Below are 15,479 nucleotides of genomic sequence, written 5' to 3'. Positions count from 1 at the left end.
AGAAACTATTTTTTACAAATCATAAAATAAATTAGTTATGACAGGTTCAATCGCGGCAATAGGTGCCGGTTTAGCAGTAATTGGTGCCGGTATCGGTATCGGTCAAGTAGGTGGTAAAGCAATGGAAGGTATTGCTCGTCAACCAGAAGCTGCAGCAAAAATTCAAACAGCTATGATCATCGCTGCAGCCCTTGTAGAAGGTGTTGCTTTGTTCGGTGTGGTAGTAGCGTTGTTAGGTAACGGTTAATCCGAACCTTAAAGTTAAAATCAGAAAACAACGATTGGTTGTTTTCTGATTTTTTAGATTGAAAAATATTTTAGATAAGATATACTAATGGACCAATTATTTGAAGGATTATTAAACTATCACCTTGGATTTGTGATCTGGGCTTCGGTAGCTTTTGTGTTGTTGTTTGTTTTACTTAAAAAGTTTGCATGGAAACCTATTTTGGGTGCCATCCACGAGCGTGAGCAAAGCATTGACGAGGCATTAAACAAAGCGGAGTTGGCTAAAATTCGTATGGCTGAGTTAACTACTCAAAACCAGGAATTAATGCAGCAGGCCCGTGCCGAGCGTGATGAAATCTTAAGGGAAGCTAAAACCTTAAAAGATGGCATTTTAAACGAGGCCAAAAAACAGGCTCAGGTAGAAGGTTCGAAGTTGATAGAGAAAGCTAAAATCGAAATTGAAAACCAAAAGAAAGCTGCTCTTGCTGAAGTAAAAGATCAGGTTTCTACTTTATCGTTAGAAATTGCAGAACGTGTTTTACGTGCGCAGTTGGATGATAAAACCAAACAAGAGGCGTTAGTAGCCAACTTGTTAAAAGACGTTGAGTTGAACTAGTTAAGAGTATTGAGTTTAGAGTTTTGAGTGGGATTCCCAACTCCCAACTTCCAACTCCCAACTAAATTATATATATGTCAGAAATTAAAGTTGCCGGCAGATACGCCAAATCATTAATCGACTTAGCTGTTGAAAACAACGCCTTGGCTGAATCGTATAACGATATGGTTTTATTTGAGCAGGTGGTTGACAAAACGCCTGAGTTAGAAGCGATATTGAAGAATCCTATTGTTCCTTTAGATAAGAAAACCGGGATCTTAAACGGTATTTTCGCGAATAAAGTAGGTAACTTAACCCTTACTTTTTTTAAAATCGTTGTAAACAAAGGTCGGTCGGCGGTATTATTTGCCACTGCTCAGCAGTTTATTCAACAATACAATCAACTTAAAGGCATTGTAACCGCCGATGTTACTTCGGCTGTGGCGTTGAGCCCTGCTGCCAAGGCAGAAGTTGTTTCGATTGTAAAAAGAGAATTGGGTGCCAACGAGGTTATCGTTAAAGAAAAAGTGAACGAAAAACTAATTGGTGGTTTTATATTAAAAGTAGGCGACAAGCAATTTGATGCAAGTATCGCCAGTGGTTTAAATAAACTGAAAAAGGAATTTACGCATTAAGCGCATAGCGATAAGCGTAGCGTGTTTTAAGCGTATCAAAGCGCCAATCGCCCTACGCTGAAGATAAACAATTTGCGTGAGAAGTGGAGGCGGATAAACACGCCAGACACCCAACCGCTAAACAAGAAGATAGCGTAAAGCGCATGGCAGAGGACGCCAGGCGCCATGCGCAAAGCAAGAACATTTACAAAAAGATATAACTAAAATTATGGTAGAGGTAAGACCAGACGAAGTATCGGCAATTATCAGACAGCAATTGGCGGGCTTCAAATCAGAAACCGAACTGGAAGAAGTTGGTACCGTGTTGCAAGTGGGCGACGGTATTGCCCGTGTTTACGGTTTAACTAAAGTCCAATCGGGTGAGTTGGTTGAATTTGCAAACGGCCTGCAAGGCATTGTATTAAACCTTGAAGAAGATAATGTTGGTGTGGTACTTTTAGGTGCTTCAGAAGATATTAAAGAAGGCGATACCATTAAACGTACCAAAAAAATTGCCTCTATCAAAGTGGGCGAAGGCATGCTTGGTCGTGTGGTAAACACTTTAGGTGAGCCATTAGATGGTAAAGGTCCGATATTGGGTGAGACTTACGAAATGCCTTTAGAGCGTAAAGCTCCGGGCGTGGTTTATCGTCAGCCAGTAAATGAGCCTTTACAAACAGGTATTAAAGCGATCGATGCAATGATTCCGATTGGTCGTGGTCAGCGTGAGTTGGTTATTGGCGATCGTCAGATCGGTAAAACTGCCGTTTGTATCGATACCATTATCAATCAAAAAGAATTTTACGAGGCAGGCCAACCAGTATATTGTATTTATGTAGCTATCGGTCAGAAAAACTCTACCGTTGCCAACATTGTACGTACACTAGAAGAAAACGGCGCTTTGCCATATACTGTTGTTGTTGCCGCTTCGGCCGCAGATCCTGCTCCAATGCAGTTTTATGCTCCGTTTGCAGGTGCCGCAATTGGCGAATTTTTCCGAGATACAGGTAGACCAGCATTAATTGTTTACGATGATTTATCGAAACAAGCCGTGGCTTACCGTGAGGTATCTTTGTTACTTCGTCGTCCACCGGGCCGTGAAGCCTATCCGGGTGACGTTTTCTACTTACACAGTCGTTTGTTAGAAAGAGCTGCAAAAATCAACTCTAACGATGAAATTGCTCAGGCGATGAACGATTTGCCAGAGTCGATCAAACATATCGTAAAAGGTGGAGGTTCATTAACAGCTTTGCCAATTATCGAAACACAGGCTGGAGACGTTTCTGCGTATATTCCAACTAACGTAATTTCGATTACCGACGGACAGATTTTCTTAGAGTCGAACTTGTTCAACTCAGGTATCCGTCCCGCTATTAACGTAGGTATCTCGGTGTCGCGTGTGGGTGGTAACGCTCAAATTAAGTCGATGAAAAAGGTAGCTGGTACTTTGAAGTTAGATCAGGCTCAATACCGCGAGTTAGAGGCTTTCTCTAAGTTTGGTTCTGACTTAGATGCTGCAACAAAATCGGTGTTAGATAAAGGTGCACGTAACGTTGAAATGTTAAAACAAGCGCAATTCTCGCCATTTACCGTTGAGAAACAAGTTGCCATTGTTTATGCAGGTACGAAAAACTTAATGCGTAATGTACCGGTTGACAAAGTTAAAGCGTTCGAAACAGAATTCTTGACTCAATTGGAAATGCGTCATCCAGAAACATTAGCCGCTTTAAAGGCTGGTAAATTTGATGATACCATTACAGGTGTGTTAGATACCGTAGCAAAAGAGATTTCAAGTAAATACTAATTTTAGTCCAAAGTCTTAAGTCTGGAGTCGCGAGTCGACTTTGGACTTAGGACTTATGACTGAAGACTATAATAAAAAATGGCTAATTTAAAAGAAGTAAGAAACCGGATTGCATCGGTACAATCAACACAACAGATTACCAAAGCTATGAAAATGGTTTCGGCTGCAAAGTTGAAACGTGCCACCAATGCAATTATCGCTTTGCGCCCTTATGCAACTAAGTTAAAGGAGATTTTAGCGAATCTTTCGGCAAGTTTAGAGGGTTCTTCATCGCCTTTTATTCAAGAGCGTGAGCCCAATAAGGTTTTAATTGTTACAGTATCTTCAAACCGTGGGTTAGCTGGTGCTTTTAACATGAACGTAATTAAAGCGGCCAACAATTTAATTGCCGAAAAATATAGCGAACAATTAAAAAATGGTAATGTAAGTATCATTTCGATTGGTAAAAAAACGCAGGATTTTTACGAAAAGCGTAAATACAATGTTATTGGTAACAATAATGAAATCTTTTCTGCTTTGACTTTCGAAAACGTAACCAAAATTACCGACGCCATAATGGCTGGCTTTGCTAAAGGTGAGTTTGATCGGGTAGAGGTAGTTTACAACCGTTTTAGAAACGCAGCAGTACAATTTATTACCACAGAGCAATTGCTTCCGTTGCCTAAAGCAGAAGAGAACGCAGATGTGAAGACTGATAAAAAGTCGGCCAATGTAGATTATATTCTTGAGCCATCGCAAGAGGAGATTGTTGAACAGTTAATTCCGAAATCGATCAAAATTCAATTATATAAAGCAGTATTAGATTCTCACGCATCTGAGCACGGCGCCCGAATGACATCGATGGATAAAGCAACTGAAAACGCTGGTGAGTTATTAAAAGCCTTAAAACTTTCGTACAACCAGGCCCGTCAGGCAGCCATTACAACCGAATTAACGGAAATTGTAAGTGGTGCAGCAGCATTGAACGGATAAAGTTAGTTTGCAGTACTCAGCTTGAGTTTGCATTTTAAATACATACAAAGCCCATTTCTTTACAGAAATGGGTTTTTTGTTTTCTTTTTTTCGCTATCCAAAAGCTATCGGGTGCAAGGCCAGATAAAAGCGAGCGGGCAGTGTATCAACTGAGCCCGATATTAAGGTGCTTCTTTTTGTTTTTCTATTTGATATTCTGTATCAACCGTCGTCATCCTGTCCCGTACGTACGGGATCAGGATCCTCCTGGCATAAACGTCAAGCGTGAAAGATGCTGAATCAAGCTAGGGTGACGTTTTTATTTCCGTCTTTGCGAAATATTGTTTGATCAGAGCAGATTGCCTCGGCCGTCGCTATAACGTAGCCCTTTTGGCGCAATGACGGCCCCTTTAAAACGTCAATCATACTGATTTTATGCAATAAATCAAAGCTCAGCGTGACGGAATGGTTAGGCTACACAATGGCCCTTCTGAGCATTCCGCTATGCTTAGTAACAAAAGAAATCTTGACCGCTTTCTCTATTCACTTACAACCGCTACTGATTTGGCAGTACACCCATTCTCATGTAACCGTTGTCTATTTTCAACGGTTTTTTATTTTCGTCGAAGACAGTTAAATTAAACCTTGCCTCTAATAGATAATCGGCTTTACGTTTTCTAAGGCTGATTATTTCAAACTTCGACTCCCTTTGGTCTTCCTGAGTAACCGAGGCCGGCTTCCCTAAATCCGATTGCCCATAAGATTTAAACACACCCTGCTGATTGATAAGTGTAAATGCAATCCCAGATGTGGAATTTTTCCTGAAGAAATCTGTCGAATATTTATAAAGGCCCGGCGCAAATATTTCTGTCTTATTTTTTGGGTAATATAAATATCCCCCATTATTTTCTTCTCCGTATACCGTTTCATCATTATGGTAAATCTTAATAAATGAAACAGCTATTTTAGTATAGCTCGCTCTAATATCATACTCCCTAACAAAGAGAATTGAGTCCTTGTCGCCCACTAACTCATAATTATAGTTTATTCCAGATGTGATTTTAAGATTTGATTGAGTGGTTAATGTGCCTCTTTTTTCAATAGCAAGAGCATTATATGTTCGTCCATTAATAAGGAAAGATGCCGAATCGCTGAGTAATTCTAAAGGATTTACAGGTTCAGGTTTTGTACCCCCTTTCTTGCATGCCGCTAAGCACACGACCATGAGTAGGCCGATTAAGTTTCTAGGTTTCATAATTAGTTTATTTTTTGTGTGTTTTTAAATATAAATAAAATAATTAACTAAATAAATAGTAGCAGGCGGATTTGAATCGCCTACCAATTAAGTATTGCCGCCCACTTTAATCATATAATTAATACTATCCTCGGCCCGAGTTTCTATCTTTACCATTTAATTCAACTTCATGAGAAAATACCTGTTTTTCGCCCTAATCTTCACCCCGTTTTTAATAAAGGCACAATCTCCTGCCCGCGACTATACCAATGCGGTGCTTTGGCAGCAGACTTCGGGCGAGTACCGGGCATTGTGCTTTCAGGCATACAACTTTGCCCGTTTATCACTAAAAGAAGCGTTATGGGCCGATACCAGCCGTAAGCCCAACTGTATAATCGTTGATATTGACGAAACTGTTTTAGACAACTCTCCGTTTCAAGGCCATGAAATTAAAAAGGGATTAAGCTTTGATGCGAAGGACTGGACGGAATGGACAAGCCTCGCCAAGGCAGATACCGTACCGGGTGCTTTGTCTTTTTTAAAGTTTGCAGCTACAAAAAATATTGAAACCTTTTATCTCAGTAATCGTGATGAGAAGGATTATTCGGCAACCTTAAAAAATCTGAAGGCGTTTGGTTTCCCTTTCGCCGATGAGGCCCACTTATTGGTTTCTAAAGGAACTTCAGACAAAGAGTCACGCCGTCAGAAAATAGCACAAACTCATGATATTTTGATGCTCTGCGGAGACAATCTGAGCGATTTCGCTAACGTTTTTTATCGCGAGGGAAAAGATACCAATAAGCAGGTTGCGAACAGTCAGGCGCTTTTTGGTACCAAATTTATTGTACTGCCCAACCCGATGTATGGCGATTGGGAAAAGCCTTTGTATCAAGGAGAAAAGTTAAACGATAAACAAAAGGCAACACAGCGTTCAGAACGATTAAAAAGTTATTAACTATTATAAATATTCGCTAATAAGTATTACTTTTGCTGCATCATAAAGACAAAAATTATGGAGAACAAAGAATTAAAGCACAATACAGAAAGTATGCAAACGGCTAACCAGCCAGGAATTTACAGATTGATTATTTTTGGTGTACTGGTTTGCATGGTTGGTACTTACTTGCGCTTTGCCCACGATTCTTGGCAAATGTCGTTAATCTCGTGGATTATTCTCTTCGTAGGTGCAATCATCTCTATTAAAGGAGTGTTTAAGATTTTAGACGCATAAGCATATTTCTCTCTAAATATAAAAGCCAATTATGTAGCAAAACATAATTGGCTTTTTTGTTTTACGGCGAGCAAGGGTTACCTAAATACATTTTTCGTATAAAGGGAAACAGAGCGGAAATAAGCTAACCAACACCGCTCAATTTCTGATGGCCATTAGAATAATATTTTAAAATGATAATACATTTAGAACCACTGAATCATGAAAAGGAATATTATTGCTATAGTCATAATTGCGACTATTTTAGGCTGCGACAATGCTGAAAAAAGATACGGATCGATAGCCGACACTGATCAGTTAAGTAGCGACACAGTCGCCGCCGCAGATGCCGCAAGCGCTGGAAAAATTATTAAGACTGCAGACATGCAGTTCCGCGTTAAAAACGTTCAAAATACCAAAGAGCAGCTGAGCAAAACCATCAACAATCAGGGCGGTACTGTAGCCGAATTTTCTATCCAAAGCACCATTTTAGCAACCGATAAGGTAAAGCAATCGGTCGATTCGTTAAAGGAAATCACTTCTTACCGTACGAACGGATATCTTGTGGCTAAAATTCCATCCGAAAAGCTAGACGAGTTTACAAATACCATCGCCAAAATGGCCGTTTTTGTTGATCACCAGGCGATGAAAATGGATGATCAGAGCATTGCTTTCTTGTCTAACAAAATGAAGGCCGAAAATAGGGTAGAAGCAGTGGCACGCATCAACAAATTGGCCACCAAGAAAAGCCCGAATGTAGAAACTGCACTGCTGATTAAGGATGACTACGTTGATAAAAAGATCGAGAATTTATTGATCGACAGTCGCGTGAAATTTAGCACCATTACGCTTAGTTTTTATCAGGATAATACCATAAAAACTATGGTTGTGGCCAACGATCATATTTACGATTATAGGCCAGCTTTTGGTAAACGCTTATGGCTGGGCATTGTAAACGGATGGACAATTTTTAAGGAAATTATATTGGCGCTTGCTAATTTATGGATGCTGATTTTGGTAGCTTTTGGTCTTTATTTTGCAATTAGGTATGGCATCAAAAAGAATAATAAAGCAAAAGATTTGGCTACAAGGAGGTTATATGAAAGCGAAAAACCTTAGTTATATATGTTAAAACACGAATAAGCAGGCAAATTGTACCTTAGCTCTTATCCGTCGCCATGTATTACGCATTTCTCTTTTTTTGTTAAACTTCAGCAGAGAGCGGTTTTAATTAATCACAGGCGTAGGTTATGTCTTTTCTTTCTGTCCATGAGTCTGAAAGCTTTCGACCAGCTATCGAGTATATTTCTTTAAACTTGCCATGTACTGCTGAGTAATGGCCCGTTGCGCCCTTTTCGTAAGTGAAAGTGGCAATGATTTCAGATTCAGAAGTGTTGATCGGATCATTTTCGATATAGGTCTCTCTGCTCTTTACCTTCAGATTTTTAGATTGCTTCCCAAAAGGGATTCCCGGTAAAAAATGGCCAATCAAATCGGCATAAAGAGGCTCTGCGATAAAAAGCGTAGACGATGCCAATTCAGTAGAGTATTCATAAGTAATGACTGTTCTACTCTGATCGAAAGCAACCTTTACCGCTGTTGAAAGATTGTCCCCATTATAGGTAATGTCAGTAACATCATACACGGTAGCATTGTAAAAGTGCTTAATTTGGGTTAAGTATCCTTCCGCATTGTATCGATAAGTTTCATACTGCCCCCCCGAATCATCAGCCCTGGTTACTTTGTCATTATCCAAGGTAAGTTCGGTTTTGGCTCCATCACTGTGAGTCAAAATTATTTTATCGCTTGTATAAGCTATGTTAAAATCTGCCGACTCTTTCGATGCTTTAATAAGCCTTTTGTTCCCATCATAAGTAAAAACTTCAGTAAAGTCCAGGTTATTATCATCATAGTGTTGAATGCTACTGATTTTGCAATCGCCGTTAATAACAGGTGGAGCTGGCTTGTCTTTCTTGCAGGTAAAACTTATTGCCGCTATAAAGAAGGCCAGTAAAATATTTAAAAATTTGCTCATATTCGGTTGTATTCAAAAAGATAAACGTGCCAACCAAAACAGAAATTCGATAGAGAGAAAAAGCAAATAAGGAGGAGAATAAATTATTTTATTCCAAAGTTAGTGAGTTAATATCCTGTTTTTGATCTCGTTAGCAAATAATGATTATTCGCAAAATAGCCATTCTTTATCAAACATCAAAGTTTAAGTTTGAAAGCGAAAATTACACAATTATTAAAGAAAGGTAATTTATCGGGCATCAAATCGAAACTTCAGGGCTGCCGATAGTTAACCAAGGCTAAAACCGTTGTGTCTTTAACCACGCTGATAAGAGATTGAACCAGTCTACATCAGATGTTTTATTGTGCAAGCCAAAGCCATGGCCACCTTTTTCGTATAAGTAGATGTCGGTGTCTATATGGTTTTGTTTTAAGGCGTCGTGCATTACGATACTGTTTGCAACCGGTACCGTTGCATCATCTTTTGCATGCACGAAAAAAGTTGGAGGTGATTTTTTGTTTACGTTTTTATTTGCCGAAAAATAGTGTTTTAAGCTGTCGGGCGGGGTTGGGCCTAGTAAATTTTTCATTGTTCCGGTATGCACCGATTCTTCGAAGCTAATTACCGGATAAATCAGCGCTGCAAAATCAGGGCGCAGCTTAATTTTTTCGGGGTTGGCAATCCGAACGTCATCGTAGTGCGCAATCAATGTTGAGGCTAAATGCCCACCTGCAGAAAAGCCCATAATGCCTACCTTATTTGACTTTACCTTGTATTTTTTTGCATTTTTTCGAACAAGATAAATGGCTTGCTGTACATCTTGCAAAAGCGCATAAGTCTTGTCGTTCATGATTTCGTTGCTTGGCAAGCGATATTTTAACACAAAAGCGCTGATGCCAATGGCGTTAAATCTTTTGGCAACATCGATACCTTCGTGGCTGAAAGCCAATGCACCATAGCCACCACCTGGACAAATGATTATCGCCGATCCGTTAGCGATATCTTTTGGTGCTTCAAAAACAGTTAGTGTAGGTATTGAAACCTTAGTGATGCTTAATGTTCCGTTTGCCCGCGTTTCTATGTTTTCGACGTAGTTTGACGGAGTTGGCTTTGCTCCCGGAATTTCGCCCTGGTAAAGTGGGATAACTTCTTGTGCTTTAGAAATGTTTAAACCCATAAGAAATAGGATAAGGAATGCTGCTGGTTTTATCATTTGAAATCTATAATAGAGATGCATGGTATTTCAATTTGCTTGTCTTTTGATGAGACATAGCTGTTAGAGAGACAATTTTGATATCAAGTTGCTGTAACTAAACCTGATGTTGCCAAGTAGCTCCCGATAACAATCCGATAGCGATCGGATTGTTATGTTATTGGGACTACAGGCTAGCAGCAGGGCTGAAAGCCTCCATTGACAAAGGACCTTTCATTTTCAAAAAAACTAAATTCAATGCTATACAATCAAATATAAGGATAATACAATGAATACTTAAAACTCCATCAAATAGGCCTTTAAAAATTCATCAATATCGCCATTCAAAACCGCATCGGGGTTGGATGTTTGATAGTTTGTACGATGATCTTTTACACGTCGGTCATCGAGCACGTAACTCCTGATTTGCGATCCCCATTCTATCTTTTTCTTCGAACCTTCAACGGCAGCAATGGCTTCGTTGCGTTTGCGCTCCTCAATTTCGTACAACTGCGACTTCAACAACCGAATGGCATTTTCCTTGTTTTGAAGCTGCGATCTCGATTCCTGGTTTTTTATGATAATTCCCGATGGTTTGTGGTAAAGGCGAACTGCTGTTTCTACCTTGTTTACGTTTTGCCCACCAGCGCCGCCAGCCCTAAAAGTTTCGAACTCAATATCGGCAGGGTTAATATCGATTTCGATGGTATCATCAACCAGCGGATAAACATATACGGAAGCAAACGAAGTATGCCTGCGGGCATTAGAATCGAATGGCGAAATGCGTACCAATCGGTGCACACCATTTTCGCCTTTAAGGTAACCGTAAGCAAAATCGCCGTCAAATTGAAGTGTAACCGATTTTATACCGGCAATATCGCCCTCCTGGCTATCTTGTTCAGTAATTCGGTACCCATTTTTTTCGCCCCACATCAAATACATACGCATGAGCATATACGCCCAGTCGCAGCTTTCCGTTCCACCTGCGCCGGCGGTAATCTGTACCACAGCAGAAAGTTGATCTTCCTTTGTACGCAGCATGTTTCTGAGCTCCAATGCTTCAACGGCCTCTTTGCCGAGATCGAACTGTTCTCGCAGCTCACTTTCTGACGCATCGCCCGATTGAAAAAACTCGAACATTACCGCCGCATCTTCAACGGCACTATTGGTTTCGGCAAAGCCATCAGTCCATTTTTTTTTAGCACTGATTTCGGCAAGTATCTTTTCTGCTTTTTTTGGATCGTCCCAGAAATCGGGCGCCATGGTTAATTTTTCCTCTTCGCGGATGGCGTAAAGTAGCTCATCGACGTCAAAGATGCCTCCTCAGAGACGTTACTCTGTCTCTTAAATCCTGAATCTGTTCTTTAGTCATGTGGCAAATGTAATAAAGATTGTTGAATTGTTTTATTGTTGACGCTCATCTGGCGCAAGCATCTCGCTTGGGCCTATACAGAATTCTCTTTGAACACAAATAAATGCCCCCTTGAGCCGATAAGTAAGTTGAAATCTATCCTATACATGTCGTAGCGAAACGCTACCAATGCTATTAAGTTAAGGATTAAATAAAAAATATTGTCATCCTGAGCGGAGTCGAAGGACAGATATTTTTTGTTTAATCCTATAGAAAAGGTCTTCGACTCCGCTCAGACTGACAGCTGATGGGCTTAACTTAATAGCATTGGAGACGCTACGACGAGTTGAGTTGAATTAAATAGCTGCTTTGTAAAATAGAAGGCCGTACAATGAGTCACTACTTTTTTATGGCCATGTAATCAAGCGTCAGATTAGCTAACAATTTAACACCAAGTACAAAGCCGCTTTCGTCCAGATAGAAATCTGGTGTATGGTGCGATGGCGCTTTCACAGGGTCTTTACCTTTAGGCATTCCACCTAAAAACACAAATAAACCCGGAACTTTTTCTTGGTAAAAGGAGAAATCTTCGGCTCCGGTTACAGGTGGTTTTAACAGCACATGGTCAGTGCCTGCCGTGGCTTGCATGCTGGGCAACATTTTCTCTGTTAACGCAAGATTGTTAAAAGTTACCGGATAGCGGTGCGTATAAGGGATTTTGATTTCGGCTGTTGCGCCCCCAGCCTCAGCAGTTTTCGTTACAATAGTTTTAATCCTGTCGATAAACATCAATTCATCTTCCTTACTGAGATTGCGCACTGTGCCCAACATTTCTACTTTCTCGGGAATGATGTTCGATCGTACGCCACCATTTATAGCGCCAATGGTTACCACCCCCGGATTTTCGGTAACGTTGAGGTTTCTGCTAACAATTGTTTGGAGGCTGTTTACAATTTGTGCTGAAACAACAATCGGGTCGACACTGCTCCAGGGGTAAGCCCCGTGCGCTTGTCGGCCAGTAACTGTAATTTTCATATCGTTAACCGCTGCCATTGTACCACCGGGGCGATAGGTTACATTGCCCACTTCAGTTTGAGAGTTGATGTGTAGCCCGAAAATGGCTTCTACCTTGGGGTTTTCGAGAACACCCTCTTTAACCATCAGTTCTGCTCCGCCTTCTTCGCCTGGAGGTACACTTTCTTCCGCCGGCTGGAATATAAATTTTACAGTGCCCGGAATGTCCTTTTTCATTGAAGCCAGCACCTCAGCAACGCCCATTAAAATGGCCATATGGCTATCATGTCCGCAGGCATGCATTACGCCGACCTCTTGTCCGTTATATTGCGTTTTTACCTTCGATGCAAATGGAACATCAACCCTTTCGGTAACGGGCAGGCCATCCATATCGGCTCTTAACGCCACAACCGGGCCGGGTTTTCCGCCCTTTAATATGCCTACTACGCCGGTTTTGGCTACGCCCGTAGTTACCTCGATGCCGAGTGATTTTAAATGTTGCGCAATAATACCCGAAGTTCTGACTTCCTGATTGCCCAATTCGGGATGCTGGTGAAAATCGCGCCTCCACGTAATTACCTTTTGTTCTATTGCATCGGCTTTTTTAGCAACCTGCGATCGCAATGGAGACTGCTGGGCAATAGAGTTGATAGATAACAGGGAGAAAGCAATTAAACAGATTTTTTTCATTGAATGGTTTGGTTTGTAGAGCAAGCTAAGTTAAGATTAATCAAAAGGCTTTTCATTATTAAAATTACCACCATGGGCGATAACAAAAGAGCACTTTAAATAAGTTCGACCTCTGTCGTTTCAGCTTCCAGGATTCTGCCATCTGATAAGGTCATTTTAAACTTGAATTTGTGTTTCTTGTTAATATTTGGTGGAACTTGTAGAAAAACACCTTCATCAAAAGCATATCTGGCGAGGTAATTGAATTCTTTTATAGACTCGAGATATTTAGCTATTGAAACGGTGCCTGAATTTTGTTTCACATTAAAATATAAGCTCAGGTCCGTATTTTTTGGATGAGTGACGTCATAATCATTATTCGAAAATATTTCTAACGATAAAATCTTTTCTTTCGGTTTGTAATCGTCCTCTGCACAACTGCATGCGTAGGCAGATTGCATCAAACCCCAGCTGGTCCTCTTTTTTCTCCAGGAAATTACTTCGGTTATCAGCTCAATATGCACACCGTAGTTAGCGCTCGATATTGTGCTGGCGGTAGTAACCATAGGTTGCGGTAAAGAGGCATTCAAATTATTAAGAGATATTCCCTTATTGGTAAAGTTAAATTGTCTATACGGGGGACAATTACAGTCTACACATGCTACAATAAGCTGAGCCACCAATGCAAAAGCGAGAACGAAAAAGATCTTTTTTATCATTGTACCTAAGTTAGTAATTTTACTTGAAAGTACAAAAGTGCCAGTCCGTTGCCTTAGCGCTGCTACAACTTAGCCTGGTTTTGGCTATCTATTGCATTGGACCACCTCGTAACGCTACATCTGAAATTAAAAACTGTTAACGTTTTTTGAACATAAAAAAGACCATTTTAAATTTTTGCTTTATTACTTTTACAAAAAACCAAGATTATGTTACCAAAAATAAATTTTACCGAAACCGAGGCTTATAAATACCTGGCCGATCATTTTATAGATATTAATAAAAAAGGCATTAAAGATTTTTTTGCCGAAGATGCAGATCGTTTCAGCAAGTTTTCTGTTTTTTTTGAAGATATTTTGCTCGATTACAGTAAAAACAGGATCAGCGATGAAACAGTGGCTTTGTTAATGCAGCTGGCTCGCGAGTGTAAGTTGGATGAGGCGATCGAGGCGATGTATGCCGGCGATAAAATCAATGAAACAGAAGATCGTTCCGTGCTTCACATTGCATTGCGCAATTTAAGCAAAACGCCAATTTTGGTTGATGGCAAAGATGTAATGCCCGAAGTAAACGCGGTGTTAGCCAAGATGGAGAAGTTTAGCAATGCCATCATTAGCGGCGAGTGGAAAGGTTATACCGGAAAACCAATAACCGATGTGGTAAATATTGGTATTGGCGGTTCAGATTTAGGTCCGGTAATGGTTACCGAAGCCTTAAAGCATTACAAAAACCACTTAAACATCCATTTTGTATCAAACATTGATGGAACTCATATTGCAGAGACGTTATCTGAATTAAATGCCGAAACTACTTTGTTTTTAGTGGCCTCGAAAACGTTTACTACGCAAGAAACTATGACGAATGCGCATTCGGCACGTTCGTGGTTTTTAGAGAACGGGGGTAAGGAAGATGATATTGCTAAACATTTCGCAGCATTATCTACCAATGCAAAAGACGTTTCTGCTTTTGGTATCGATACCGAAAATATGTTCGAGTTCTGGGATTGGGTTGGCGGTCGCTATTCGTTGTGGAGTGCAATTGGTTTGTCGATCTCGTTGAGTATTGGTTTCGATAATTTTAAACAGCTATTGGCCGGTGCACACGCCACCGATAATCATTTTAAAACAGCCGAATTTGAAAGCAATATTCCGGTTATTTTAGGACTTTTGGGCGTTTGGTACATCAATTTTTATAATGCCGAAACCCAAGTGATTTTGCCTTACGATCAGTACATGCATCGTTTTGCGGCATACTTTCAGCAAGGCGACATGGAAAGCAATGGAAAGCATGTGGATCGAAATGGAAATGAGGTTGACTACGAAACGGGGCCGATTATCTGGGGTGAGCCAGGTACAAACGGACAGCACGCCTTCTATCAGTTAATACACCAGGGAACACGGATTATTCCGGCTGATTTTATTGCCCCGGCGCAAAGCTTAAATCCGCTTGGCGATCATCATCCCATTTTGTTGTCGAATTTCTTTGCCCAAACCGAGGCGTTAATGAATGGTAAAACCGAAGAAGAAGTTATCGAAGAACTGAAAAAGGATGGTAAGTCGGAGGAAGAAATTAAAACGATTGCTCCGTTTAAGGTATTTGAAGGCAACCGCCCAACCAATTCTATTTTACTTAAAAAAATAACTCCCTATACTTTGGGCAGCCTGGTGGCCATGTATGAGCACAAGATTTTTGTTCAAGGTGTAATCTGGAATATTTTCAGCTTCGACCAATGGGGAGTTGAATTGGGCAAGCAATTGGCTAAAAAAATTCTTCCGGAGCTCAAGGGCAATGAAAAAGTATCGAGCCACGACAGTTCAACAAACGGCCTCATCAATCAGTACAAGGCATGGAGATAGAGTCAACAAAAAAAACGAGTCATAACTCGT

15 protein-coding genes are annotated in these 15,479 nt (G+C 40.5%); 9 read left to right on the top strand and 6 right to left on the bottom strand.

The window, feature by feature from the left end; genetic code table 11:
* The first annotated feature begins 37 nt into the window (after positions 1 to 37).
* The 5 genes from atpE to atpG all read left to right on the top strand — a co-directional run bounded on the left by atpE (position 38) and on the right by atpG (position 4,213).
* Positions 38 to 247, top strand: coding sequence for an ATP synthase F0 subunit C (atpE, locus tag IZT61_RS10730; protein ID WP_196101125.1), 210 nt, complete (start codon positions 38 to 40; stop codon positions 245 to 247).
* Between the two features lie 87 nt (positions 248 to 334).
* Complete coding sequence (atpF, locus tag IZT61_RS10725; RefSeq protein ID WP_196101124.1) at positions 335 to 844, top strand: F0F1 ATP synthase subunit B; 510 nt, start codon at positions 335 to 337, stop codon at positions 842 to 844.
* A gap of 74 nt (positions 845 to 918) precedes the next feature.
* The gene (atpH, locus tag IZT61_RS10720; RefSeq protein ID WP_196101123.1) at positions 919 to 1,458 is read left to right on the top strand and encodes an ATP synthase F1 subunit delta; all 540 of its coding nucleotides are present in this window, start codon (positions 919 to 921) and stop codon (positions 1,456 to 1,458) included.
* A gap of 208 nt (positions 1,459 to 1,666) precedes the next feature.
* Positions 1,667 to 3,241, top strand: a complete 1,575-nt coding sequence (gene atpA / locus IZT61_RS10715) for a F0F1 ATP synthase subunit alpha (RefSeq protein WP_196101122.1) — start codon at positions 1,667 to 1,669, stop codon at positions 3,239 to 3,241.
* A 78-nt stretch (positions 3,242 to 3,319) separates the two neighbouring features.
* Positions 3,320 to 4,213, top strand: coding sequence for an ATP synthase F1 subunit gamma (gene atpG / locus IZT61_RS10710; RefSeq protein ID WP_196101121.1), 894 nt, complete (start codon positions 3,320 to 3,322; stop codon positions 4,211 to 4,213).
* A 535-nt stretch (positions 4,214 to 4,748) separates the two neighbouring features.
* Here the strand turns inward: atpG and IZT61_RS10705 are convergent.
* Positions 4,749 to 5,447 carry a hypothetical protein gene (locus IZT61_RS10705; protein WP_196101120.1) on the bottom strand — a complete coding sequence of 233 codons (699 nt, stop codon included), beginning with the start codon at positions 5,445 to 5,447 and terminating at the stop codon, positions 4,749 to 4,751.
* A 169-nt stretch (positions 5,448 to 5,616) separates the two neighbouring features.
* Between IZT61_RS10705 and IZT61_RS10700 the strand changes: the two genes are divergently transcribed.
* The 3 genes from IZT61_RS10700 to IZT61_RS10690 all read left to right on the top strand — a co-directional run bounded on the left by IZT61_RS10700 (position 5,617) and on the right by IZT61_RS10690 (position 7,755).
* Positions 5,617 to 6,381 (top strand): 5'-nucleotidase, lipoprotein e(P4) family, encoded by a 765-nt coding sequence (locus IZT61_RS10700; RefSeq protein WP_196101119.1) that lies wholly within the window; start codon positions 5,617 to 5,619, stop codon positions 6,379 to 6,381.
* 57 nt (positions 6,382 to 6,438) lie between these two features.
* A complete protein-coding gene (locus IZT61_RS10695) occupies positions 6,439 to 6,657 on the top strand; it encodes a hypothetical protein (protein WP_196101118.1) in 219 nt (72 codons plus the stop codon).
* Between the two features lie 201 nt (positions 6,658 to 6,858).
* Entirely contained in the window at positions 6,859 to 7,755 is an 897-nt protein-coding gene (locus IZT61_RS10690; protein WP_196101117.1) for a DUF4349 domain-containing protein, read from the top strand.
* Between the two features lie 112 nt (positions 7,756 to 7,867).
* Here the strand turns inward: IZT61_RS10690 and IZT61_RS10685 are convergent, their stop codons facing one another.
* From IZT61_RS10685 to IZT61_RS10665, 5 genes are all read right to left on the bottom strand, one after another.
* Positions 7,868 to 8,671, bottom strand: a complete 804-nt coding sequence (locus IZT61_RS10685; protein ID WP_196101116.1) for a hypothetical protein — start codon at positions 8,669 to 8,671, stop codon at positions 7,868 to 7,870.
* 277 nt (positions 8,672 to 8,948) lie between these two features.
* Positions 8,949 to 9,863: an alpha/beta hydrolase gene (locus IZT61_RS10680; protein WP_196101115.1), complete on the bottom strand. Its 915-nt coding sequence runs from the start codon at positions 9,861 to 9,863 to the stop codon at positions 8,949 to 8,951.
* A gap of 276 nt (positions 9,864 to 10,139) precedes the next feature.
* A protein-coding gene (prfB, locus tag IZT61_RS10675; RefSeq protein ID WP_196101114.1) for a peptide chain release factor 2 occupies positions 10,140 to 11,214 on the bottom strand; the annotation gives its coding sequence in 2 pieces (ribosomal slippage) (positions 10,140 to 11,153 and positions 11,155 to 11,214; 1,074 coding nt in all).
* A gap of 378 nt (positions 11,215 to 11,592) precedes the next feature.
* On the bottom strand, positions 11,593 to 12,897 hold the full coding sequence (locus tag IZT61_RS10670) for an amidohydrolase (RefSeq protein WP_196101113.1): 1,305 nt from the start codon (positions 12,895 to 12,897) through the stop codon (positions 11,593 to 11,595).
* Positions 12,898 to 12,992: 95 nt separating this feature from the next.
* The gene (locus tag IZT61_RS10665; protein WP_230383941.1) at positions 12,993 to 13,442 is read right to left on the bottom strand and encodes a DUF5034 domain-containing protein; all 450 of its coding nucleotides are present in this window, start codon (positions 13,440 to 13,442) and stop codon (positions 12,993 to 12,995) included.
* Positions 13,443 to 13,802: 360 nt separating this feature from the next.
* Here IZT61_RS10665 and pgi point away from each other — a divergent pair, with 360 nt between their 5' ends.
* Complete coding sequence (gene pgi / locus IZT61_RS10660; protein ID WP_196101111.1) at positions 13,803 to 15,449, top strand: glucose-6-phosphate isomerase; 1,647 nt, start codon at positions 13,803 to 13,805, stop codon at positions 15,447 to 15,449.
* Positions 15,450 to 15,479 lie beyond the last annotated feature (30 nt).

The organism is Pedobacter endophyticus (genome assembly GCF_015679185.1).
In the GTDB taxonomy this organism is placed as follows: Bacteria; Bacteroidota; Bacteroidia; order Sphingobacteriales; family Sphingobacteriaceae; genus Pedobacter; species Pedobacter endophyticus.
This window is presented reverse-complemented; position numbering and strand designations above follow the sequence as displayed.

Bases quoted from the DNA above. Each gene is read 5' to 3' on its own strand.
- atpE (WP_196101125.1), top strand. From the start codon at position 38: ATGACAGGTTCAATCGCGGCAATAGGTGCCGGTTTAGCAGTAATTGGT.
- atpF (WP_196101124.1), top strand. From the start codon at position 335: ATGGACCAATTATTTGAAGGATTATTAAACTATCACCTTGGATTTGTG.
- atpH (WP_196101123.1), top strand. From the start codon at position 919: ATGTCAGAAATTAAAGTTGCCGGCAGATACGCCAAATCATTAATCGAC.
- atpA (WP_196101122.1), top strand. From the start codon at position 1,667: ATGGTAGAGGTAAGACCAGACGAAGTATCGGCAATTATCAGACAGCAA.
- atpG (WP_196101121.1), top strand. From the start codon at position 3,320: ATGGCTAATTTAAAAGAAGTAAGAAACCGGATTGCATCGGTACAATCA.
- IZT61_RS10705 (WP_196101120.1), bottom strand. From the start codon at position 5,447: ATGAAACCTAGAAACTTAATCGGCCTACTCATGGTCGTGTGCTTAGCG.
- IZT61_RS10700 (WP_196101119.1), top strand. From the start codon at position 5,617: ATGAGAAAATACCTGTTTTTCGCCCTAATCTTCACCCCGTTTTTAATA.
- IZT61_RS10695 (WP_196101118.1), top strand. From the start codon at position 6,439: ATGGAGAACAAAGAATTAAAGCACAATACAGAAAGTATGCAAACGGCT.
- IZT61_RS10690 (WP_196101117.1), top strand. From the start codon at position 6,859: ATGAAAAGGAATATTATTGCTATAGTCATAATTGCGACTATTTTAGGC.
- IZT61_RS10685 (WP_196101116.1), bottom strand. From the start codon at position 8,671: ATGAGCAAATTTTTAAATATTTTACTGGCCTTCTTTATAGCGGCAATA.
- IZT61_RS10680 (WP_196101115.1), bottom strand. From the start codon at position 9,863: ATGATAAAACCAGCAGCATTCCTTATCCTATTTCTTATGGGTTTAAAC.
- IZT61_RS10670 (WP_196101113.1), bottom strand. From the start codon at position 12,897: ATGAAAAAAATCTGTTTAATTGCTTTCTCCCTGTTATCTATCAACTCT.
- IZT61_RS10665 (WP_230383941.1), bottom strand. From the start codon at position 13,442: ATGGTTACTACCGCCAGCACAATATCGAGCGCTAACTACGGTGTGCAT.
- pgi (WP_196101111.1), top strand. From the start codon at position 13,803: ATGTTACCAAAAATAAATTTTACCGAAACCGAGGCTTATAAATACCTG.